Source organism: Streptomyces sp. NPDC047853 (assembly GCF_043204535.1).
Taxonomy (GTDB): Bacteria; Actinomycetota; Actinomycetes; order Streptomycetales; family Streptomycetaceae; genus Streptomyces.
This window is the reverse complement of sequence record NZ_JBIDCI010000018.1, coordinates 88,038-108,783: the sequence shown is the minus strand read 5'-3', so window position 1 is coordinate 108,783 and position 20,746 is coordinate 88,038. Positions and strand designations below refer to the sequence as shown.

Below are 20,746 nucleotides of genomic sequence, written 5' to 3'. Positions count from 1 at the left end.
CGGTGAGTGGACGGCGTCCGTCCGGGTCGAGCCGGGGACCGTGCTCTGCCGCACGGCGTCGTGCGGCTCAGGTGGGCTCGGTGGCCAGGGGTGACCCGGGGGCGTCGGTGAGGGCCGGTCGTCGGGCGAGCGGCAGCGCCGCCGCCGGGAGCGCCGCTCCGAGGACGAGGAGCAGCACGGGGAGGTCGACCAGCTCCACCAGCACCGCCCCCACCGCCAGCCCGAACACGTTGGGCACGAAGATCAGGGAGTTGGCTGTGGCCGTGACCCGGCCCATCAGCTCCCCCGGCGTCGCGCGCTGCACCGCGGTCAGGGCGGCGACGAGCACGGCCGGCATCCCCGCCCCGGCCGCGGCGCCGGACGCCAGGGCCACCGCGTCGTACGGCACCGCCCGCACCGCCAGCGCCACCGCCAGCAGCGCGATCCCGGCCGCCGCGAACCGCCGTTCGCCCAGACGCCGCAGCGCGGGCCCCGCCACCACCCCGATCAGCAGCGAGCCGGCGCCCTGGGCGGCGTACAGCGCACCGGCGTAGGCGGGGGAGTGGCCCAGGGCGTCGACCACGGCGTACACCGTCGGTCCGGCGACGCCCGCGCAGAGCATCATGGCGCCGCCCGCGAGGACGAGCGGGCGCAGCCGCGGGTGGCCCCACAGGTACCGGGCGCCCTCCGCCGTCCGCCGCCGCCAGTCGGTCGCGGGCCGCCGAGGCCTCTCCTCCTCGACCCGCAGGGCCGCGCACACGCCCGCGGCCAGCACGAACGTCACCGCGTCCAGTGCCACCACGCCCGTGCCGCCGAGCGCCGCGTACACGGCCGCCCCCACCGGCGGCGCCACGAGCTTCATCCCCTCGCCCGCGGTCATGCGCAGCCCGTTGAAGTCGCCGAGCAGACGCCGGTCGACGGCCGCGGCGACGAGCGCCGACTCGGCCGCGTCGTGGACGACGCCGACCGCGCCGTAGACGCACAGCACCGCGAACAGCAGCCACACCGCGTCCGGCGAGTCCACGGCGAACAGGGCGGGCAGGAGGGCGGCCATCAGCAGGTTCAGGGTGATCAGCAGGGGCTTGCGGCGGACGCGGTCGGCCAGCGTGCCCAGCGCCGGTCCCGCCAGGGTCGGCGCCCACATCGCGAGCATGCACAGCGCCGCCAGTCCGTCCGAGCCGGTGAGGTCCTTGACCCAGACACCGGACACCAGCCACAGCGCGGAGGTGCCGAAGCCGGACACCACCAGCCCGGTGAGGTACAGGCCCGCGTTGCGGTCGCGCAGGACGCGGACCACGGGCCAGGTCCCGGGTGTCGTCTTCCTCTTGTGTGTCGTCCTTGCCGTCATGCCTGGTCATCGTGGTCCTGAGGGGCGGGCCCGGACATCGGGCACATGACCTGGAACGAGCCCCGGGAGCCGATGAGTTTCGCGGCCGGGATCGGTCTGTCTCCTCAGAGGGCCGTCCGGAGACGGCCCGCGTCCCCGAGGAGCAGCAGATGACCGACGGCACCCCCACCCTCGACCTCACCCCGCAGACCCTGGTGCTCGCCCGCCTCGCCGAGGGCGTGTCCGAGGGGCGGCTCGACGACCCGACCCCGTGCCCGGACCTCGCGGTCCGCCACCTGCTCGGCCACCTGACCGGTCTGGCCACCGCCTTCCGCGACGCCGCGCGCAAGGATCTGGGCGGCACCACCGACACCGACCCCGGAGGGGCCGCGGCGGACATCGGCCCCGGCTGGCGCGAGGAACTGGGCAAGGCGCTCGCCGAACTCGCCGAGGCGTGGCGCGCACCGGACGCCTGGACCGGCATGACCCGGGCCGGCGGTATCGACCTGCCCGGCGAGGTCGCCGGTGCGGTGGCCGCCGACGAGCTGGTGATCCACGGCTGGGACCTGGCCCGCGCGACCGGCCAGGAGTACCGGCCCGACCCGGCCGCCCTCCAGGCGTCGTACGGCCTGCTCGCGGCCGCGGCCGAGGAGGCCGACCGGGACACCGGCATGTTCGGTCCCGTCGTCCCCGTCCCCGCCGACGCCCCGCTCCTGGACCGGGCGGTGGGGCTCAGCGGACGCGACCCGGGCTGGACGCGGCCCGCCTGAGGACGACGTACCGCCCTCGACCTCCGCCGACGTACCGCCCCCAACTTCCTTTGTCAGAAGCATTGACGTGGCTCCGCGCCCCTCTTACCTTCAACGCGTCGTACTCCGTACGTCATATATGAGACGCGATACGCGAGATCAGATACGCGAGGGCTCCCCCGGGACCCGGCACGCGGCATCCGGCCCGCGCATCCGACGCGAGACTCCGAGAGGCGCGCATGACCTCTGTGCCCACGCCGATCCCCTCCCGCACGCAGTACGTGCTGGAGGAGATCAAACGCCGCATCCTCACCGGCCGGCTCACCCCCGGCCAGGCCCTGGTCGAGACCGACCTCGCCGCGCAGTTCGGGGTGTCCAAGACACCGGTGCGCGAGGCGCTCAAGACGCTGGCCGGCACCGGGCTGGTCGTGATGAGCCAGTACAAGGGCGTCACGGTGCGCATGGTGGACGCGGACATGGCGCGCGAGGTCTACGACGTGCGGCTGCTCCTGGAGCCCGAGGCGCTGCGGCGCGCCGTGCGCCGCGGGGCCTCCCTGGAGGCCGCGACGGACGCGCTCACCCGCGCCGACCGGGCCACCGACACGGCCGAACGCTCCCTCGCCAACCGGGAGTTCCACCGCGCCCTGTACGTGCCGTGCGGCAACCCGCTGCTCGGCCGGATGCTCGACGAGGTCCGCGACCAGGCGGCCCTCGTCTCCGCCGTCGCCTGGGCCGCCGACCCCTCCTGGGAGCGGGAGGCCTGCGAGCACCAGGAGATCCTGCGCCTCGCCCTCGCCGGTGACGCGGACGGCGCGGCCCGCGCCCTCCACGCCCACATCGCGTCCTTCGTCGAGCGGGCCTTCCCCTCAGCGGGAGCCCAGGCCCAGGAAGAGGACGGTCAGGCATGACAGCGACGTTCGAGACCCAGCGGGCGGCCCTGGCCGACGTGGTGGCGATCCCGGTGACCCCGTTCGCCGAGGACGGCACCGTCGACCCCGCCACCTACCGGGCCCTGCTGCGTCGTCTCCTCGACGGTGGCATCACGACCCTCACCCCGGGCGGCAACACCGGCGAGTTCTACGCCCTGACCCCGGCCGAGCGGGGCCTGGTGGCCGAGCTGACCGTGCAGGAGGCCGGCGACCGCGCCGCGATCCTGGTCGGCGTCGGCCACGACGTACCCACCGCGGTCGCCTCCGCACGGCACGCCCGGGACCTGGGCGCCACCATGGTGATGGTCCACCAGCCCGTCCACCCCTACGTCGCCCAGAGCGGCTGGGTCGACTACCATCGCGCCATCGCCGAGGCCGTGCCCGCACTGGGCGTCGTGCCCTACATCCGCAACGCCCGGCTCCCCGGCGCCCGGCTCGCCGAACTCGCCGACGCCTGCCCCAACGTCATCGGCGTGAAGTACGCGGTGCCGGACGCCGCCCGGTTCGCCGCCTTCGCCCGCGACGCCGGCCTCGACCGCTTCGTGTGGATCGCGGGGCTGGCCGAGCCGTACGCGCCCTCGTACTTCTCCGCCGGCGCCACCGGCTTCACCTCGGGGCTGGTGAACGTCGCCCCGGCCGTCTCGCTCAACATGATCGAGGCGCTCCGGGCCGGTGACTACGCGGCCGCCATGAAGGTCTGGGAGCAGATCCGCCGCTTCGAGGAACTGCGCGCCGCCGACGGCTCCGCCAACAACGTCACCGTGGTCAAGGAGGCCCTCGCCTCGCTGGGCCTGTGCCGCCGGGAGGTCCGCCCGCCGAGCAGGCCGCTGCCCGAGGACGAGCGCGCCGAGGTCGCCCTCATCGTCGCGGGGTGGTCGGCGTGAGGCCCCCGGAGCAGCTCCGCAGCCACCAGTGGTACGGCACGGACGGCCTGCGCTCCTTCAGCCACCGCGCCCGCACCCGCCAGCTCGGCTACCTGCCCGAGGAGCACCTCGGCAAGCCGGTCATCGCCATCCTCAACACCTGGTCCGACATCAACCCCTGCCACGTCCACCTGCGCGACCGCGCCCAGGCGGTCAAGCGGGGAGTCTGGCAGGCGGGCGGCTTCCCGCTGGAGTTCCCGGTCTCCACGCTCAGCGAGACCTTCCAGAAGCCGACCCCCATGCTCTACCGCAACCTCCTCGCCATGGAGACCGAGGAACTGCTGCGCTCCTACCCGGTCGACGGCGCCGTCCTGATGGGCGGCTGCGACAAGTCCACCCCCGCCCTGCTCATGGGCGCCGCCTCGGTGGACCTGCCCGCGGTCTTCGTGCCCGCCGGGCCCATGCTGCCCGGGCACTGGCGCGGCGAGACCCTCGGCTCCGGCACCGACATGTGGAAGTACTGGGACGACAAGCGGGCCGGCCTGATCGGCGACTGCGAGATGCAGGAACTGGAGAGCGGCCTGGCCCGCTCGCCCGGCCACTGCATGACCATGGGCACGGCGTCCACGCTGACCGCCGCCGCCGAGGCCCTCGGCGTCACGGTCCCGGGCGCCTCCAGCATCCCGGCCGTCGACTCCGGCCACGACCGGATGGCCGCCGCCGCGGGGCTGCGCGTCGTCGAACTCGTCCACAAGGACCGCAGGCTCAGCGACATCCTCACCGCCGACGCCTTCGAGGACGCCGTCACCACCGTCCTCGGCCTCGGCGGCTCCACCAACGCGGTGATCCACCTGATCGCCATGGCGGGCCGCGCGGGCGTCACCCTCACCCTGGACGACTTCGACCGCGTCGCCCGCACGGTCCCGGTCCTCGCCAACGTCCGCCCCGGCGGACAGACGTACCTGATGGAGGACTTCCACTTCGCCGGCGGCCTGCCCGGCTTCCTCTCCCGCATCACCGACCTGCTCCACCTGGACCGGCCCACCGTCTCGCACGACACGATGCGGGAACAGCTGGCAGGCGCCCGCGTCCACGACGACGACGTCATCCGCCTCCGGGACAACCCCGTCGCGGACGAGGGCGGGGTCGCCGTCCTGCGCGGCAACCTCTGCCCCGACGGCGCCGTCATCAAGCACATCTCCGCCGAACCGCACCTGCTCAAGCACACCGGCCCGGCGGTCGTCTTCGACGACTACCGGACGATGCAGCGGACCATCAACGACCCGTCCCTGAACATCACCGCGGACAGCGTGCTCGTCCTGCGCAACGCCGGCCCCAAGGGCGGGCCGGGCATGCCCGAGTACGGGATGCTGCCCCTCCCCGACCACCTGCTCAAGCAGGGCGTGCGCGACATGGTCCGGATCTCCGACGCCCGCATGAGCGGCACGAGTTACGGCGCGTGTGTGCTGCACGTGGCACCCGAGTCGTACGTCGGCGGACCGCTGGCCCTGGTGCGCACCGGCGACCCCATCACCCTCGACGTCGAGGCGCGCACCCTCCACCTGGGCGTGGACGACGCGGAGCTGGAGCGCCGCAGGGCCGAGTGGACACCGCCGCCCGCCCGCTACGAGCGGGGCTACGGCGCCCTCTACAACGAACAGATCACCCAGGCCGACACCGGCTGCGACTTCGAGTTCCTGGCCCGCCCCGGCAAGGTGCGGGACCCGTACGCCGGCTGACCCCCCCCGGTGCGGAGGAAGACCTCCGCACACCCCTGCACCCGCAGAAAGCGCTTCCTGCACGACCCGCGCACGACGTACCAGAACGGAGATCTGTCATGGCCCAAGCCGCAGCCGTGGCGAAAGAGCCCGCGCCACCCCGGCGGCGCCGTGCCTCCGCCACCCCGCGCAGGCTCCCGTACCTGCTGATCGCACCGGCCGCCCTGCTGATGCTGGGCTTCATCGCCTACCCGGTGATCAGCGTCTTCTACTACAGCCTGCAGGAGTACAACCCCACCAAACCGTGGCGCAACGGCTTCGCGGGCCTCGACAACTTCACCAGGATCTTCACCGACGACCCGGTGTTCTGGGACACCCTGGTCTTCAGCGCCAAGTGGGTCTTCGTCGAGGTCGGACTGCAACTGCTCTTCGGCCTGGCCCTGGCGCTCATCGTCAACCAGACCTTCGTCGGCCGGGGCATCGGCCGCGCCCTGGTCTTCTCCCCGTGGGCCGTCTCCGGCGTGCTGACCTCCGCGATCTGGGTGCTGCTCTACAACTCCCAGACCGGCATCACCCGTTACCTCGCCGACATGGGCATCGGCGAGTACGGCACCAGCTGGCTGTCGGACACCTCGACCGTCTTCTCCGCGGCGGTCGTCGCCGACCTCTGGCGAGGCGTCCCCTTCTTCGCGATCCTCATCCTCGCCGACCTCCAGTCCGTCTCGAAGGACCTGTACGAGGCCGCCGAGGTCGACGGGGCGAGCCGGCTCAAGCAGTTCTGGCACATCACGCTGCCGCACCTGAAGGACGCCATCATCCTGTCCACGCTGCTGCGCGCGGTGTGGGAGTTCAACAACGTGGACCTGCTCTACACCCTGACCGGCGGCGGACCCGCGGGAGTGACCACGACACTGCCGCTGTACATCGCCAACACCAGCGTCGACGCCCACGACTTCGGCTACGCGTCGGCCCTCACCACGGTCGCGTTCGTGATCCTGCTCTTCTGCTCGATCGTCTACCTGCGGCTGAGCAAGTTCGGAGGCGACAACAAATGATCACCGAAGCGGCCACCGCGCCCGCCCCCGCGCCCGCACGGGCCGACCACGAACCGCCGCGCCCGGCGAAGAAGCGCCGTCCCGCCTGGGACGAGGTCCCCCGCTGGCAGATCTACCTGCCGCTCGGCGTCTACCTCGTCTTCACCCTGATCCCGTTCTACTGGATCCTGCTCTTCGCGCTGCGCCCGGCGGGGTCGACCTCCCTCGTGCCCTGGCCGGTCACCTTCGAGCACTTCGAGAAGGTGTGGACCGACCGGAGCTTCGGCACCTTCTTCCAGAACAGCGTGTACGTCGGTCTCGCCACCCTCGTGATGACCACGCTGGTCGCGCTGGCCGGCGGCTACGCCCTCGCCCGGTTCGACTTCAGGATCAAGCGGGCCTTCATGCTCGCCCTGCTCTGCTCGCAGTTCGTGCCCGGCGCGCTGCTGCTGGTCCCGCTCTTCGAGATCTTCGCCGGACTGCAGATGATCAACTCGCTCGGCAGCGTCATCATCGCCGAGACGGTCTTCCAGCTGCCGCTGTCGATGATCCTGATCAGCAACTTCATCAAGAACGTGCCGTACTCCCTGGAGGAGGCGGCCTGGGTCGACGGCTGCGGGCGCTTCCGGGCCTTCCGGGTCGTGGTGCTGCCGCTGCTGCGGCCGGGACTGATCGCCGTCGGCTCCTTCGCCTTCGTGCACTCCTGGAACCACTTCCTGTTCGCCCTGATGTTCCTCAACAACCAGGAGAAGCAGACCATCCCGGTCGGCCTCAACACCCTGATGAGCGCGGACAGCGTCGACCTCGGCGCGCTCGCGGCCGGCGGCATCATCGCGGCCGTGCCGGTGGTGCTCGTCTTCGCCTTCATCCAGAAGTGGCTGATCACCGGCTTCAGCGCGGGGGCGGTGAAGGGATGAGCCGGATACCCGTCGTCCTCGCGGGCGCCCGCGGCCACGGCCGCTGGCACCTCGCCAACATCCGCCGCCTGGAGCGGGCGGGGCTCGTCCGGCTGGCCGGCGTCTGCGAGCTGACCCCGCTGACCGAGCAGGAGGCCGGCGGGGAAGTACCCGAGCAGTCCGCCGACTTCGGCGCCCTCCTCGACTCCACGGGCGCCCGGATCGCCGTCGTCTGCACGCCGATCCCCACCCACACCGACCTCGCCCTGACCGCGGCCCGCAAAGGCGTGCACCTGCTGCTGGAGAAGCCCCCGGCACCCTCGTACGCCGAGTTCCGGCGCATGGCCGACGGGGTCGCCGAGGCCGGCGTCGTCTGCCAGATCGGCTTCCAGTCGCTGGGCTCGCACGCCGTGCCGGCGGTCCGCGCGCTGATCGCCGAGGGGGCGATCGGCGAGGTGCGGGGCATCGGCGGGGCCGGGGCGTGGGTGCGCGACGAGGCCTACTTCCGCCGGGCGCCCTGGTCGGGACGGCGGCGCATGGACGGCGCCGACGTGATCGACGGGGCGCTGACCAACCCCCTCGCGCACGCCGTCGCCACCGCCCTCGCGCTCGGCGGCAGCACCCGCGCCGAGGACGTCGACGGCATCGAGACCGAGCTGAGCCACGCCAACGACATCGAGGCCGACGACACCTCCTGCGTACGGATCACCACCGCGCAGGGGCACCCCGTGACCGTCGCCGCCACCCTGTGCGCCGAGCGGGCCGGCGAGCCCTACGTGCTGGTACACGGCAGCCGCGGCCGCGTCACCTTCTGGTACAAGCAGGACCGCGTCCTGCTCCAGCGGGGCGGCCACGGCCCCGAGGAGTTCGAGTACGGCCGCACCGACCTGCTGGAGAACCTGGTCGACCACCTCACCACCGGCGCGGGCCTGCTGGTCCCGCCGGAGGGGACCGGCGCCTTCATGAAGGTCGTCGAGGCGATCCGCCGGGCCCCGGACCCCGAGCCGCTGCCCGACTCCGCCTGGCACCGCGTCCCCGGCGAGTCGCGCCGCGTGGTCCCCGGCATCGACGCGCTGGTGGCCGCCGCCGCCGACACCCTGTCCCTCTACTCCGAACTGGGCGCGCCCTGGGCGCCGCGCACCGAGCGCCCGCTGATCGAGGTGAGCACCCGATGACCGGCAACGACTCCCCGGTACTGCGCGTGGCGGGCCGCCCCGTCGGCCGGTACCTGGTCCGGCCCGAGCTGCCCGCCCGGCTCTCCCCACGCCCCCACCTGCACCCCGTCACCACCCTGGCCGGCACGGCCGTGACCGAGTCCCGCCCCGCCGACCACCTCCATCACCTCGGCGTCGGTGTCGCCGTTCCCGACGTCGAGGGGCACAACTTCTGGGGCGGGCGCACCTACGTCCGGGACCAGGGGCCGACCGAGCTGGACAACCACGGCGCGCAGCGGCACACCGCCTTCCAGCTCCGCGACCCCGACGGGTTCGTCGAGGAGCTGCGGTGGGTCGCCGCCGGCGTCGAGCTGCTGCGCGAGCGGCGCACGGTCGCGGCCACCGGACTCACCCCCACCGCCTGGGCGCTGGACTTCACCTTCTCCCTCACCAACGTCACCCAGGGCGCGCTCACCCTCGGCAGCCCCGCCACCAACGGGCGCCCCGGCGCCGCCTACGGGGGCTTCTTCTGGCGCGCCCGCAAGGAGGACGCCGCCCCCCGGGTCTTCACCGCCGAGCACGAGGGCGAACGGGAGGTGCACGGCCGCCGCGCCGACTGGCTCGCCCTGACCGGCGACACCTGGTCGCTGGTGTTCGCCGGGGCCACCGAGCGGACCCGGCGCGACCCGTGGTTCGTGCGCACCGAGGAGTACCCGGGCGTCGGTTCCTCCCTCGCCCACGACGAGCGCCGGGCGATCGCCCCCGGAGACACCCTCGTCCGCAGGATCGTCACCGTCGTCGCCGACGGCCCGCTCGACCCCGACGGCGCCGCGACCCTCGTACGGAAGGCGGTGGGCCCGTGACCCCCGAGACCGCCCGGACCTACACCAACCCCGTCCTGAACGCCGACTGGTCCGACCCGGACGTCGTCCGCGTCGGCGACGACTTCTACCTGACCGCCTCCAGCTTCGGCCGCGCCCCCGGTCTGCCGCTCCTGCACTCCCGCGACCTGGTCAACTGGACGCTGGTGGGGCACGCGCTGGCCCGGCTGGAGCCGCCGAGGGCCTTCGCGGTGCCGCGGCACGACTGCGGCGTGTGGGCTCCGTCCCTGCGCCACCACGCCGGCCGCTTCTGGATCTTCTGGGGCGACCCCGACACGGGGGTGTTCCAGGTCAACGCCCCCGACATCCGCGGGCCGTGGACCACGCCCCACCTGCTCAAGGCGGGCAAGGGACTGATCGACGCCTGCCCCCTGTGGGACGAGGAGACCGGCGAGGCCTACCTCGTGCATGCCTGGGCCAGATCCCGTTCCGGCATCAAGAACCGCCTCACCGGCCACCGCATGAGCCCCGACGGCACCACCCTCCTCGACGAGGGAGAGGTGATCGTCGACGGTGACCGCCTCCCCGGCTGGTTCACCCTGGAGGGCCCCAAGCTCTACCGGCACGACGGCTGGTTCTGGATCCTGGCGCCCGCCGGGGGAGTGGAGACCGGCTGGCAGGGCGCCTTCCGCTCCCGGGACTTCTTCGGGCCCTACGAGGAGCGGATCGTCCTGGAGCAGAAGGACACCGACGTCAACGGCCCCCACCAGGGCGGCTGGGTGCGCACCGGGTCCGGCGAGGACTGGTTCCTGCACTTCCAGCAGCGCGGGGCGTACGGGCGGGTGGTCCACCTCCAGCCGATGACCTGGGGCCCGGACGGCTGGCCGGTGCTGGGCGACGGCGGTGCCCCGGTCGCCGAACACCCGCGCCCCGCCCTGCCGCCGCAGCCGCCCGCCGCGCCCGCGACCGACGACGACTTCCCCGGCGGACGCTTCGGCCGCCAGTGGTCGTGGACGGCCAACCCCCGCGACGGCTGGGCCACCCAGCACTCCGGGGACGGCCTGCGGCTCGCCTGCGTCCGCTCGGCCGACGCGCACGACCTGCGCCGGTCGGCGAACGTGCTCACGCAGCGGCTGCCCGGCGACCCCTCGGTCGTCGAGGTGGAGCTGCGCCTGGACGACGGCGAGCCGGGGGCCCGGGCCGGGCTCGCGGTGCTCGGCGACGCCTACCGCTGGATCGGGCTCCAGCGGGCCGAGGACGGGACCGTGCACCTCGTGCACCGGTTCGCCGAGTCGGTCGCTCAGGCCGAACGGGACGCCGACCACCCCCGCCCGGTGCCCGAGGGGCGGGTACGGCTCAGGATCGAGGCCGGCCCGGACGCGCGCTGCCGGTTCCTGTACGACCTGGGAGACGGCCCGCACCCCACCGGCCAGGTCTTCGCCGCCACCCCCTGGCGCTGGGTCGGCGCCCTGCTGGGCCTGTTCGCCCTCGCGCCCGACGGCGAGGGACACGCCGGCACGGCCACCTTCACCCGGTTCCGGATCACCCCCCTCTGACCGTCCCCGCGCACCGGCCCGCGACCTCCCCCCACGTGCTCAGCCCGTTCACCGCTTTCGTGCACCGCTTCGTTCATCCCTCCGTTGGATCCAGAAGAAGAGAGCCGACCAATGAAGATCAGCATGCGCAGCAGCAGAAGCACCGCCGGGCGCCGGACGACCGCCGCCGTCGCCCTCGGGGCCGTGCTCGCGCTGACCGCCACCGCCTGCGGTGACGACGGCAGCGGGGGCGGCGGCGACAAGGGAGCCGAGGGCAGCGGCAAGGGGAAGGTCGTCTTCTGGGACAACAACGGCGGTATCCGCACGGAGGTCTGGAAGGAGATCATCGCCGACTTCGAGAAGGCGAACCCGGACATCGACGTGGAGTACGTCGGGATCGCCGCGACCGAGTACCAGTCCAAGGTCGACACCGCCATCCAGGGCGGCGGCCTGCCGGACGTCGGCGGTGTCGGCGCGGCGATGCTCGCCGGGTTCTCGGCCCAGGACGCGCTGGAGCCGCTGGACGACCGCCTGACGGGGTCCTCCCTGAACGGCAAGCTCAACAAGGACATGGTCGAGTCCCTGAAGGCGGCCGGCGGTGGCGACGGCACGCTGTACTCGGTGCCGACCTCCGCGAACAACGGCGTCCTCTACTACCGCACCGACCTCTTCGACAAGGCGGGTCTGGAGGCGCCGACGACCTGGGACGCCTTCTACACGGCCGCCGAGAAGCTCACGAACGCGGGCAAGAACGAGTTCGGCTACACCATCCGCGGCGGCTCCGGCTCCATCGCCCAGGCGCTCGACGCGATGTACGGCCAGTCCGGCATCACCTCGTTCTGGGACGCCGGCAAGAAGAAGACGACCGTCAACGACCCGAAGAACGTCGAGGCGCTGGAGAAGTACGCGGCCCTCTACAAGAAGGCCACGCCGGCCGCCGACGTCAACAACGACTTCGCCAAGATGGTCGCGCAGTGGGACTCCGGCACCATCGGCATGCTCAACCACAACCTGGGCTCCTACCAGGACCACGTGAAGGCGCTCGGCGTCGACAAGTTCCGGGGCATCCCGCAGCCGGTGGGCGCCTCCGGCAAGCGGGTCCAGGTCTCCAACCCGGTCGACGGCCTCGGCATCTTCAAGAGCTCCAAGAACAAGGACGCCGCCTGGAAGTTCATCGAGTTCGCCACCTCCCCGGAGCAGAACTCGAAGTTCAACGAGTCGGCCGGGCAGGTGCCGTCGCACACCGACGCGGCGAAGGACGACTGGATCCAGAAGGCCGAGCCGACGAAGCTCGCGGCGGACGCGCTGAACGACGGGTCCACGACCATCGTCCAGCTGCCGTACTACCTGCCGGACTGGAACACGGTCTCCAAGGCGGACAACGAGCCGAACCTCCAGAAGGTCCTGCTCGGCAAGATGAGCGCGAAGTCGTTCCTCGACACGATGGCGGAGGAGCTGAACGAGGCGCAGGCCGAGTGGACCGAGCAGATGGGCTAGCCGTTCCCGGGTTTCGCCGCGGGGCGGTCCGTGACGCGCGGACCGCCCCCGGCCGGCCGCGCGCCACCCCGCACCGCGCCCCGCGGGGAACCGTCCCCCTCCTCACCCGACTCCTGAAAGGCACTCCGGCGTGTCACTCACCCGAAGACAAGTCGCCGCGGCCGCCGCGGCCTCCCTTCCCCTCGCGTTCGCCGCCGCCGGGACCGCTCGGGCCGGCGGGCACCGCCACCGCACCCTCCACATCGCCGGCGACTCCACCGCCGCGCAGAAGTACGCCGACGCCGCGCCCGAGACCGGGTGGGGCATGGCGTTGCCGTTCTTCCTCCGCGGGGACCGGCCCGTCGCCAACCACGCGGTGAACGGGCGCAGTTCCAAGAGCTTCGTGGACGAGGGCCGGCTCGACGCCGTCCTCGCCCTGATCCGGCCCGGTGATCTCCTGCTCGTCCAGTTCGCCCACAACGACGAGAAGACCGAGGACCCCAGCCGGCACACCGAGCCCTGGACGACGTACCAGGACCACCTGCGGCTGTACGTCGACGGCGCGCGGGCCCGCGGGGCGCGGCCGGTGCTGGCCACGCCCGTGGAGCGGCGGCGGTTCGACGCGGCCGGCACCGCACAGCCGAGCCACGGGGAGTACCCGGCGGCGATGCGGGCCCTCGCGCGGCAGGAGGGCGTGGCGCTCCTCGACGTGCAGGCGCTGTCCCTCGCGCTGTGGCAGCGGCTCGGTGCCGAGACGACCAAGACGTACTTCAACTGGACCGCCACCGAGCAGGACAACACCCACTTCAACCCGCCCGGCGCCATCGAGGTCGCCCGGCTCGTCGTACGGGAGCTGCTGCGCACGCGGGTGCTGGCGCACCGGGACGTGCGCCGGCTGGACGAGGAGATCCCCGCGTCCCGGATCGACTGGCCCCCGCCCGTCACCGCCTGACCCGCTCGCGCCCGTCCCCGGAACCGCACACGAACAGGAGCCGCACCATGAACACGTCCGCATGGCATGGGCATGCCACCCGAAGAGCCGTCGCGCTGGCCGGCTGCACCGCCCTGGTGCTGACCCTGACCGCCGCCACCGCACAGGCGCGCCCCGGCCACCACCACCCGCGCGACACCGCCCGCCAGACCCTGCCGGCCAACGACGGCTGGGCCTCCCACGGCACCGGTACCACCGGTGGGTCCGACGCCGCCCCGGAGCGCGTGTACACCGTCACCACCTGGGCCGCCTTCAAGGCCGCCCTCGCCGTCGAGGGCACCGCGCCGAGGATCATCAAGGTGAAGGGCACGGTCGACGCGGTCTCCGAGGGCTGCGAGGCCTTCGCCGCGCCCGGCTACGACTTCGACGCCTACCTGGAGAAGTACGCCCCCGAGGTGTGGGGCCTGGACACCGACCTCAGCGCCGAGCCCGACGGCAGCCCCGAGGGCCTGCGCCGCGCCTCCGCCGCCCGGCAGGACCAGGCGATCAAGGCGAACGTCCCCGCCAACACCACGATCATCGGCGTCGGCCGCGACGCCGGCATCAAGGGCGCCAGCCTCCAGATCAAGGGCGTGGACAACGTCATCGTCCGCAACCTCACCTTCGAGAGCCCCGTCGACTGCTTCCCGCAGTGGGACCCCACCGACGGCGACCAGGGCAACTGGAACTCCGAGTACGACAGCGCCGTCGTGTACGGCTCCACCCACGTCTGGCTGGACCACAACACCTTCACCGACGGCGAGCACCCCGACAGCGCGGCGCCCACCCACTTCGGCATGCTGTACCAGCAGCACGACGGCCAGCTGGACATCGTGCGCGGCGCCGACCACGTCACCGCCTCCTGGAACGTCTTCACCGAGCACGACAAGACGATCCTGATCGGCAACAGCGACAGCGAGTCCACCGCCGTCGGTGACCGTGGGCACCTGAGGACGACCTTCCACCACAACCTGTTCAAGGACCTGGTGGAGCGCGCGCCGCGGGTCCGCTTCGGTCAGGTCGACGTCTACAACAACCACTTCGTGGCCGGCGAGGACTACGCCTACAGCTTCGGCATCGGCAAGGAGTCCCAGCTCGTCGCCGAGCACAACGCCTTCACCCTGCCGGAGGGCGTCAGCCCGGCGAAGGTGCTGAAGAAGTGGAGCGAGGCGCCGGTCACCGCGGCGCACAATCGCGTCAACGGCCGCGGCGTCGACCTGATCGCCGTGCACAACGCGGAGATCCCCGCCGAGACCCTCCGGTCCGGCGCGGGCTGGACGCCCACCCTGCGCACCCAGGTCCTCCCGGCCTGGGCGGTCCCCCTCGTCGTCGACCACGGAGCGGGTGCGGGCCGCCTGCGCTGACGCGGCCCGCCCGCGCCGACGCCGCCCCGAACCGGGCCGGGGCGCCCGCACCGCCCCGGCCCTCCCACCCCCCCCGCACCGCGAGGAGCACCGCATGCACCGAGCCGCCCCGTCCCGCAGAGGCTTCCTCCTGACCACCGCCGGCGCGGTCGCCGCCCTGGGCGCCACGGCCGCCCCCGCCGCCGCCGGCCCCCGGCCGGGCCCGCGTCCCTTCGGCCGGTACGGCTCCCCGGCCGCCCGCCGCACCCCGCGGACCCTGTACGTCGACCCGCACGGCCGCGGCGACTTCACCTCCGTACAGGCCGCCGTGGACGCGGCCCGGGGCGACGGCTGGACGCTGGTCCTCGCCCCCGGCACCTACCGCGAGACGGTCTCCGTGGACGCCGACCGCACCGGGGCGACCTGGATCGGCGCCTCGCGGGACGCGCGGGACGTCGTCATCGTCTTCGACAACGCCGCCGGCACCCCCAAGCCGGACGGCTCCGGCACCTACGGCACCAGCGGCTCGGCCACCACCACCGTGCGGGCCGACGGCTTCACCGCCCGCTGGATCACCTTCGCCAACGACTGGCTGCGCGCCGACCACCCCGGCTGGACCGGCACCCAGGCCGTCGCCCTCAAGGCCATGGGCGACCGCACGGCCTTCCACCACTGCCGCTTCCTCGGCCACCAGGACACCCTCTACGCCGACAGCCGCGACCTCGGCCACTTCGCCCGCCAGTACTACGCCCACTGCCACGTCGAGGGTGACGTCGACTTCGTCTTCGGGCGGGCCACGGCCGTGTTCGAACACTGCCACTTCCGCACCCTGCTCCGCACCGACCTGCCCGGCGCCCCGCACGGCTTCGTGTTCGCGCCGTCCACGGCGGGCGCCAACCCGCGCGGCTACCTGGTGACGCACGGCAGCGTCGGCAGCGAGGCACCCGACGGCTACTACAAGCTGGCCCGCCCCTGGGTGCCCAGCTCCGACGTCACCGCCCGGCCGATGCTCACCGTGCGCGAGACCCGCCTCGGTGCGGGCATCGACGCGGTCGCGCCCTACGCCGACATGCGGGAGACGTACCCCTGGCAGCAGCAGCGGTTCCGCGAGTACCGCAACACCGGTCCCGGCGCCGCGGTGACCGTCCCGGAGAACCGGCCCCAGCTCACCCGCGCCGAGGCCGCCTCGCACACCCGGGAGGCCTACCTCGGCGACTGGCGGCCGTACACCCGGCACCGCTGACCCGTCCGACGTGTCCCGGAGGCACCCGCGCCCAGAGGAACGCCCCCGCCGGTCGTCACCGGCGGAGGCGTTCGGCGGCCGGCCGAGTAAGGGCTCGGACGGCACGCGACCGGCCCGGGGGGCGGGCCGGCGGACCAGGGGCGCTCGGACGGTCGGTCCGCGCGGGTGAGGTCGTTGCGCTTCCTGGTCGCCACCGGGGAGGGAGAAGGTTGCCGTGCCGCGCGAGGTTTTTTCCGCGAGTCGCCGCCCGCCGTCCTCCGCCCGTAGCCACCCGCCGCTGCCGTCACCCGTCGCCGTCAGGAGCCGCCGTCGCCGGTCGCGAAGTCGCCCTCCACCGAGAGCCCTTCGGAGCCGGCGGCGGCCGTCACGGTGTAGCGGTCGCCGCGCGCGTCCCGGCCGCCGCGCTCGTGGTGGTACTGCCCGGCGAACATCCACTCGCCCGCCGGGACCGTCCGGCCCCGCTCGAGCGTCCACCGGTGGACGAGGAAACCGTCCCGCTCGTCGACCGTGAAGGTGAAGTCCTCCTCCGGCAGCGTCCGCCAGGCGCCGGTGGAGGCGACCCCGCCGGTCTGCGCGACCCGCAGCTCGACGGTGAGCGCGGTCAGGGGCACGTCCGTCCTCAGGGTGAGGTTGCTCTGCGCCCAGAAGTCGTTGCTGTGCGGGTCCACCGAGCCGTCCGACCACAGCGGTCCGTCCACGGCGGCGGACGCGGGCGGGCGGGCCGTCGCCGTCGCGGTGGCGGCCGGCGGCCGCGGGGGCGCGGGGGAGTCCGGGGCCCTCGATCCGGAGGGGCCGCTCGGCGTCGGACCGGTGGGCGGGACGGGCGCGTCGCTCGCGGCGGCGTCCGGCGACGGGCTGGGCGCCGGCGTCGGCGAGGTGGCCACCGAGCGCTGCGCGGGAGCGTCGTCCTTCACCGCCGACGCGACCGCGTACCCGCCGACCGCGAGGACCCCGGCCACCGCGGCCGCCGCACCGGCCACCCGCGCCCAGCCCGGCAGCGGCGCACGCGTCGCCCGGTGGGGACCGGGACGCTCCCCGCCCGCCCTGCCGCGCTCGACCCGGGCCAGGATGCGCGCCCGGTCGGGCCGGTGCGCCCCGGCCGCCTCGCGCAGCCGGGAGCGCAGCTCCTCGTCCACGTCCCGCCGCCCGGTCATCGGTTCCTCCCCGCGGCCCCACCGCTGCGCGCGAACGCCGCCTGCACCTGCCCCGGAGCCGCCCGCGTGTCGAGCAACCGCTGCAACTCGGCCACGCCCTTCGACGTCTGGCTCTTCACCGTACCCACCGAGACCCCCAGGGCCAGCGCCGTCTCCTTCTCGGAGAGGTCGAAGGCGTGCCGCAGCACCACGCACGCCCGCTTGCGGAACGGCAGCCGGCGCAGCGCCTCCTGCACGTCCACCACGCCCGCGACGTCCGGGTTCTCGGTCCGCTCCTCGCGCTGCGCCCAGAAGAGCGCGACGCGTCTGCGCTCGCGCACGGCGGTGCGGATGCGGGTGCGGGCGAGGTTGGCGACGACCCCGCGCGCGTACGCCACCGGGTGGTCGGCCGCGCGGACCCGGTCCCAGCGGTGCCACAGGGCGAGCAGGGCGTCCGCCGCGAGGTCGTCGGCGGCGTCCGGCTCGCCCGTCAGCAGGTGGGCGAGCCGGGAGAGTTCGGCGTAGTGGCGTTCGAAGAAGGCGTGGAACTCCGCGGAGGCGGCGTCGTCGACGACTGTGCCCACGGGCGGACCCTCCTCGCGGCGGCTGCCCCGGCGTCGAACAACCGTGCGCCGGGCCGGAGTCCGGACTGTAGCAGCGTCCGACGCACCGTACGGTCGGTGCGTCGAACGCCGTGTGAGGGACCGAACCCGCCGGGCGGTGCTAGTCCTTGAGCGCCGCCTCCATCATCGCCTTGGCCACCGGGGCCGCCAGACCGTTGCCGCTGACCTCGGAGCGGGCCGCGTCGGACTGCTCGACGACGACCGCCACGGCGACCTCCTCGTCCGAGGAGTCGGACTTGGCGTAGGAGGTGAACCAGGCGTACGGCGTCTTGCTGTTCTTCTCGCCGTGCTGGGCGGTACCCGTCTTGCCGCCGACCGTCGCCCCGGGGATCCGCGCGTTCGATCCCGTGCCCTCCTCGACGACGGTCCGCATGGCCGACTGGAGCTGTTCGGCGGTGTCGGTGTCGACGATCCGCCGGGAGTCCGCGTCGGAGTGGTCCTCCAGGACGTCGCCGCCGCTGTCGGTGACCTGCGACACCATGTGCGGGGAGACCAGCTCGCCGCCGCCTGCGAGGGCCGCGGAGACCATCGCCATCTGGAGCGGGGTCGCCGTCACGTCGAACTGGCCGATGCCCGTCAGGGCGGTCGACGAGCTGTTCATGTCCTTCGGGAACACGCTGGTGTACGCCCGGACCGGCACGTCCTGCGACGTGTCGTTGAACCCGAACTTCTCCGCCATGGCCCGCACCTCGTCCTGGCCGAGGTCGACGGCCATCTTCGCGAAGACGTTGTTGCAGGAGTACTGCAGCGCGGTGCGGATCGTGGCGTTCTCGCAGGGAGCGTCCGGGTTCTCGTTGGACAGGTCCGTCGTGGTGCCCGGCAGCCGGTAGGGGTCCGGGCTGTCGGTCCTCTCGTCCACCGACCCGTACAGCCCGTTCTCCAGCGCGGCGGCCGCCACCACCAGCTTGAACGTGGAGCCAGGCGGCAGCGGCTGGCGCAGCGCGCGGTTGGTCAGCGGCTTGTCCGGGTCCTCGGTGAGCTCCTGCCACGCCTCGCCAGCCGTGTTGGCGTCGGTGAGCGACGTCGGGTCGTACGAGGGGGTCGACACGACCGACAGGATCTCGCCCGTCCTCGGGTCGATCGCGACCGCGGCGCCCTTCGTCTCGCCCAGGGCGTCGAACCCGGCCTTCTGCACGGCCGGGTCGATGGTCGTGACCACGTTCCCCGGCTCGGCGCGCTTGCCGGTGACGGTGTCCATCACGGTCCTCAGCCGCGGGTCGGTGCCGTTGAGCACGTCCTGGTAGATGCCCTCCAACTGCGTCGGCGCGTACGCCTGCGAGGCGTAGCCCGTCACCGCCGCGTAGAGCTTTCCGTCCTCGTACGTGCGCTTGTACGCGAGGTCGCTCCCCTCCGTCGGCGCCGAGCCGGTGACGGACCGGCCGGCCACGATGATGTTCCCCAGCGGCTCCGCGTACGTCTCGATCGCGTTGCGCCGGTTGTCCTTGCTGTCCGCGAGCGCCCGGCCGTCGTAGAACTGCACCCAGGTCGCCCTGACCAGCAGAGCGAACACCAGGAGCAGCGTGAAGACCGAGGCGCGCCTGATCGTCTTGTTCATCCCGCCAGCAGGACGAGCGGGCCGGGGGGAAACGTTCCCGTGCGCCCGATTTCTCATCGTCCGTTCATGAACCCGGCCTCACCGGCGCCGGGTCACTCGGCGAGGTGCAGCACGACCTCGTCGATCACCTCGCCGCGCGCCGGGGCGAACCCGCGGGCCCGGGCGCTCGTCTCGAAGCCGCACTTCTCCAGCACGCGCCGCGACCCGGTGTTGTCGGCCGCCGCCCGCGCGTACAGCGGGCGGTCCCGCACCTCCGCGAGGAGGGCCCGCAGCGCCGCCGTGGCCACCCCCCGCCCCCAGTACGCCCGGTCGATCCAGTAGGTCACCTCGCGCTCGCCCGGCTCGCCGTACACCGCGGCGCTGCCGACGACGTCACCGTCGCCCAGGATGGTCCGCACGATGTCGGACGAGGCCCTGATCTTGCGCCAGTGCTCGTCGAAGGCGTCCCGGTCGGCCGGGTCGGCGGGGGTGAAGGCCGCCATGCGCAGGGCCTCCGGGTCGTTCATCTGCCGGAAGAAGACGGGCAGATCACTGTCGTGGACCGCGCGCAGTGCGATGTGCATGGTTCAGAGCCTACGCGTGGCCAGCGTCAGCCGGTCCCGTGCGTCGAACAGCGCGTCCTTGACCATCTGTTCGTGCGCGGGCGTCAGCCTCGCCACCGGCACCGAGCAGCTGATCGCGTCCCGCGCCGGGGTCCGGTAGGGGACCGCGACGCCGAAGCAGCGCAGCCCCAGCGTGTTCTCCTCGCGGTCCACCGCGAAGCCCTGCTCCCGCACCTGGTGCAGCTCCTCGATGAGCTTCTCCCGGTCGGTGATGGTGTGCTCGGTCAGCGCGGGCAGCGTCTCGGGCAGCATCTTGCGGACCTGCTCGTCGCCGTAGGTGCTCAGCAGGGCCTTGCCGAGGGAGGTCGAGTGCGCGGGCAGCCGGCGGCCGACCCGGGTGAACGGCCGCAGGTAGTGCTGCGACTGACGGGTGGCCAGGTAGACGACGTTCGTGCCGTCGAGGCGCGCGAGGTGGATGGTCTCCGTCGTGTCGTCGGAGAGCCGGTCCAGCGTCGGCCGCGCCGCCGCCACCACCTCGTCGCCGTCGATGTACGAGGTGCCGACCAGCAGCGCCCGCACACCGATGCCGTACCGCGTGCCCGTCGCGTCCGTCTCCACCCAGCCCAGCTCCACGAGCGTGCGCAGCAGCATGTAGAGGCTGGACTTGGGATACCCGACGGCCTCCTGGACCGACGCGAGGGAGTGCATGCCGGGGCGTCCGGCGAAGTACTCGAGCAGTTCAACCGTCCGCACGGCGGACTTGACCTGCGCTCCGCCCCCCGTCTCGCCAGCCGACATCGCCCTTGACCCCTTCGTTCGGCGGGAAATAGTCTCCAACAGCATATTCATCATCAGA

General features: G+C 73.1%; 19 protein-coding genes. 13 read left to right on the top strand and 6 right to left on the bottom strand.

All coding sequences use genetic code 11. The features are described from left to right. Positions 1–67: 67 nt before the first annotated feature. On the bottom strand, positions 68–1,327 hold the full coding sequence (locus tag ACGF5T_RS28635) for an MFS transporter (protein WP_356607778.1): 1,260 nt from the start codon (positions 1,325–1,327) through the stop codon (positions 68–70). Positions 1,328–1,476: 149 nt separating this feature from the next. On the opposite strand from ACGF5T_RS28635, the gene ACGF5T_RS28630 reads away from it, so the two are divergent. From ACGF5T_RS28630 to ACGF5T_RS28570, 13 genes are all read left to right on the top strand, one after another. Beyond that, positions 1,477–2,076 carry a TIGR03086 family metal-binding protein gene (locus tag ACGF5T_RS28630; RefSeq protein ID WP_356607776.1) on the top strand — a complete coding sequence of 200 codons (600 nt, stop codon included), beginning with the start codon at positions 1,477–1,479 and terminating at the stop codon, positions 2,074–2,076. Between the two features lie 218 nt (positions 2,077–2,294). Then, complete coding sequence (locus tag ACGF5T_RS28625; RefSeq protein WP_356607774.1) at positions 2,295–2,963, top strand: GntR family transcriptional regulator; 669 nt, start codon at positions 2,295–2,297, stop codon at positions 2,961–2,963. Beyond that, positions 2,960–3,868, top strand: a complete 909-nt coding sequence (locus tag ACGF5T_RS28620; RefSeq protein WP_366766257.1) for a dihydrodipicolinate synthase family protein — start codon at positions 2,960–2,962, stop codon at positions 3,866–3,868. Before ACGF5T_RS28625 ends, ACGF5T_RS28620 begins: the two co-directional genes overlap by 4 nt. Next, positions 3,865–5,586 (top strand): L-arabinonate dehydratase, encoded by a 1,722-nt coding sequence (gene araD / locus ACGF5T_RS28615; RefSeq protein ID WP_356607770.1) that lies wholly within the window; start codon positions 3,865–3,867, stop codon positions 5,584–5,586. The genes ACGF5T_RS28620 and araD overlap by 4 nt, the downstream gene beginning before the upstream one ends. A 98-nt stretch (positions 5,587–5,684) precedes the next feature. After that, the gene (locus tag ACGF5T_RS28610) at positions 5,685–6,620 is read left to right on the top strand and encodes a sugar ABC transporter permease (RefSeq protein WP_356607768.1); all 936 of its coding nucleotides are present in this window, start codon (positions 5,685–5,687) and stop codon (positions 6,618–6,620) included. Next, on the top strand, positions 6,617–7,516 hold the full coding sequence (locus tag ACGF5T_RS28605; RefSeq protein ID WP_361016139.1) for a carbohydrate ABC transporter permease: 900 nt from the start codon (positions 6,617–6,619) through the stop codon (positions 7,514–7,516). Before ACGF5T_RS28610 ends, ACGF5T_RS28605 begins: the two co-directional genes overlap by 4 nt. After that, positions 7,513–8,670 carry a Gfo/Idh/MocA family oxidoreductase gene (locus ACGF5T_RS28600; protein ID WP_366766258.1) on the top strand — a complete coding sequence of 386 codons (1,158 nt, stop codon included), beginning with the start codon at positions 7,513–7,515 and terminating at the stop codon, positions 8,668–8,670. Before ACGF5T_RS28605 ends, ACGF5T_RS28600 begins: the two co-directional genes overlap by 4 nt. Continuing rightward, positions 8,667–9,512: a PmoA family protein gene (locus tag ACGF5T_RS28595; protein ID WP_366766259.1), complete on the top strand. Its 846-nt coding sequence runs from the start codon at positions 8,667–8,669 to the stop codon at positions 9,510–9,512. The genes ACGF5T_RS28600 and ACGF5T_RS28595 overlap by 4 nt, the downstream gene beginning before the upstream one ends. Next, entirely contained in the window at positions 9,509–11,026 is a 1,518-nt protein-coding gene (locus ACGF5T_RS28590) for a family 43 glycosylhydrolase (protein WP_366766260.1), read from the top strand. The genes ACGF5T_RS28595 and ACGF5T_RS28590 overlap by 4 nt, the downstream gene beginning before the upstream one ends. A gap of 111 nt (positions 11,027–11,137) precedes the next feature. Then, positions 11,138–12,502 carry a sugar ABC transporter substrate-binding protein gene (locus tag ACGF5T_RS28585; RefSeq protein ID WP_356607759.1) on the top strand — a complete coding sequence of 455 codons (1,365 nt, stop codon included), beginning with the start codon at positions 11,138–11,140 and terminating at the stop codon, positions 12,500–12,502. Between the two features lie 130 nt (positions 12,503–12,632). Further along, positions 12,633–13,433: a rhamnogalacturonan acetylesterase gene (locus ACGF5T_RS28580; RefSeq protein ID WP_361016146.1), complete on the top strand. Its 801-nt coding sequence runs from the start codon at positions 12,633–12,635 to the stop codon at positions 13,431–13,433. Between the two features lie 47 nt (positions 13,434–13,480). Continuing rightward, on the top strand, positions 13,481–14,815 hold the full coding sequence (locus tag ACGF5T_RS28575; protein ID WP_361016148.1) for a polysaccharide lyase family 1 protein: 1,335 nt from the start codon (positions 13,481–13,483) through the stop codon (positions 14,813–14,815). 94 nt (positions 14,816–14,909) lie between these two features. Beyond that, a complete protein-coding gene (locus tag ACGF5T_RS28570) occupies positions 14,910–16,037 on the top strand; it encodes a pectinesterase family protein (protein WP_366766261.1) in 1,128 nt (375 codons plus the stop codon). 296 nt (positions 16,038–16,333) lie between these two features. On the opposite strand, the gene ACGF5T_RS28565 is transcribed toward ACGF5T_RS28570, so the two are convergent. From ACGF5T_RS28565 to ACGF5T_RS28545, 5 genes are all read right to left on the bottom strand, one after another. After that, on the bottom strand, positions 16,334–17,191 hold the full coding sequence (locus ACGF5T_RS28565; RefSeq protein WP_366766262.1) for a hypothetical protein: 858 nt from the start codon (positions 17,189–17,191) through the stop codon (positions 16,334–16,336). Continuing rightward, positions 17,188–17,754, bottom strand: a complete 567-nt coding sequence (locus ACGF5T_RS28560; RefSeq protein ID WP_356607750.1) for a SigE family RNA polymerase sigma factor — start codon at positions 17,752–17,754, stop codon at positions 17,188–17,190. The genes ACGF5T_RS28565 and ACGF5T_RS28560 overlap by 4 nt, the downstream gene beginning before the upstream one ends. A gap of 139 nt (positions 17,755–17,893) precedes the next feature. After that, positions 17,894–19,348: a penicillin-binding transpeptidase domain-containing protein gene (locus ACGF5T_RS28555; RefSeq protein ID WP_366766263.1), complete on the bottom strand. Its 1,455-nt coding sequence runs from the start codon at positions 19,346–19,348 to the stop codon at positions 17,894–17,896. A 92-nt stretch (positions 19,349–19,440) separates the two neighbouring features. Then, entirely contained in the window at positions 19,441–19,911 is a 471-nt protein-coding gene (locus ACGF5T_RS28550; RefSeq protein WP_356607746.1) for a GNAT family N-acetyltransferase, read from the bottom strand. Positions 19,912–19,914: 3 nt separating this feature from the next. After that, on the bottom strand, positions 19,915–20,688 hold the full coding sequence (locus tag ACGF5T_RS28545) for an IclR family transcriptional regulator (protein ID WP_053128744.1): 774 nt from the start codon (positions 20,686–20,688) through the stop codon (positions 19,915–19,917). Positions 20,689–20,746: the final 58 nt, after the last annotated feature.

Coding starts and splice junctions, on each gene's coding strand:
- ACGF5T_RS28565 (WP_366766262.1), bottom strand. CDS start 17,191: ATGACCGGGCGGCGGGACGTGGACGAGGAGCTGCGCTCCCGGCTGCGC.
- ACGF5T_RS28585 (WP_356607759.1), top strand. CDS start 11,138: ATGAAGATCAGCATGCGCAGCAGCAGAAGCACCGCCGGGCGCCGGACG.
- ACGF5T_RS28610 (WP_356607768.1), top strand. CDS start 5,685: ATGGCCCAAGCCGCAGCCGTGGCGAAAGAGCCCGCGCCACCCCGGCGG.
- ACGF5T_RS28605 (WP_361016139.1), top strand. CDS start 6,617: ATGATCACCGAAGCGGCCACCGCGCCCGCCCCCGCGCCCGCACGGGCC.
- ACGF5T_RS28630 (WP_356607776.1), top strand. CDS start 1,477: ATGACCGACGGCACCCCCACCCTCGACCTCACCCCGCAGACCCTGGTG.
- ACGF5T_RS28550 (WP_356607746.1), bottom strand. CDS start 19,911: ATGCACATCGCACTGCGCGCGGTCCACGACAGTGATCTGCCCGTCTTC.
- ACGF5T_RS28570 (WP_366766261.1), top strand. CDS start 14,910: ATGCACCGAGCCGCCCCGTCCCGCAGAGGCTTCCTCCTGACCACCGCC.
- ACGF5T_RS28635 (WP_356607778.1), bottom strand. CDS start 1,327: ATGACGGCAAGGACGACACACAAGAGGAAGACGACACCCGGGACCTGG.
- ACGF5T_RS28625 (WP_356607774.1), top strand. CDS start 2,295: ATGACCTCTGTGCCCACGCCGATCCCCTCCCGCACGCAGTACGTGCTG.
- ACGF5T_RS28595 (WP_366766259.1), top strand. CDS start 8,667: ATGACCGGCAACGACTCCCCGGTACTGCGCGTGGCGGGCCGCCCCGTC.
- ACGF5T_RS28600 (WP_366766258.1), top strand. CDS start 7,513: ATGAGCCGGATACCCGTCGTCCTCGCGGGCGCCCGCGGCCACGGCCGC.
- ACGF5T_RS28620 (WP_366766257.1), top strand. CDS start 2,960: ATGACAGCGACGTTCGAGACCCAGCGGGCGGCCCTGGCCGACGTGGTG.
- ACGF5T_RS28575 (WP_361016148.1), top strand. CDS start 13,481: ATGAACACGTCCGCATGGCATGGGCATGCCACCCGAAGAGCCGTCGCG.
- ACGF5T_RS28545 (WP_053128744.1), bottom strand. CDS start 20,688: ATGTCGGCTGGCGAGACGGGGGGCGGAGCGCAGGTCAAGTCCGCCGTG.
- ACGF5T_RS28555 (WP_366766263.1), bottom strand. CDS start 19,348: ATGAACAAGACGATCAGGCGCGCCTCGGTCTTCACGCTGCTCCTGGTG.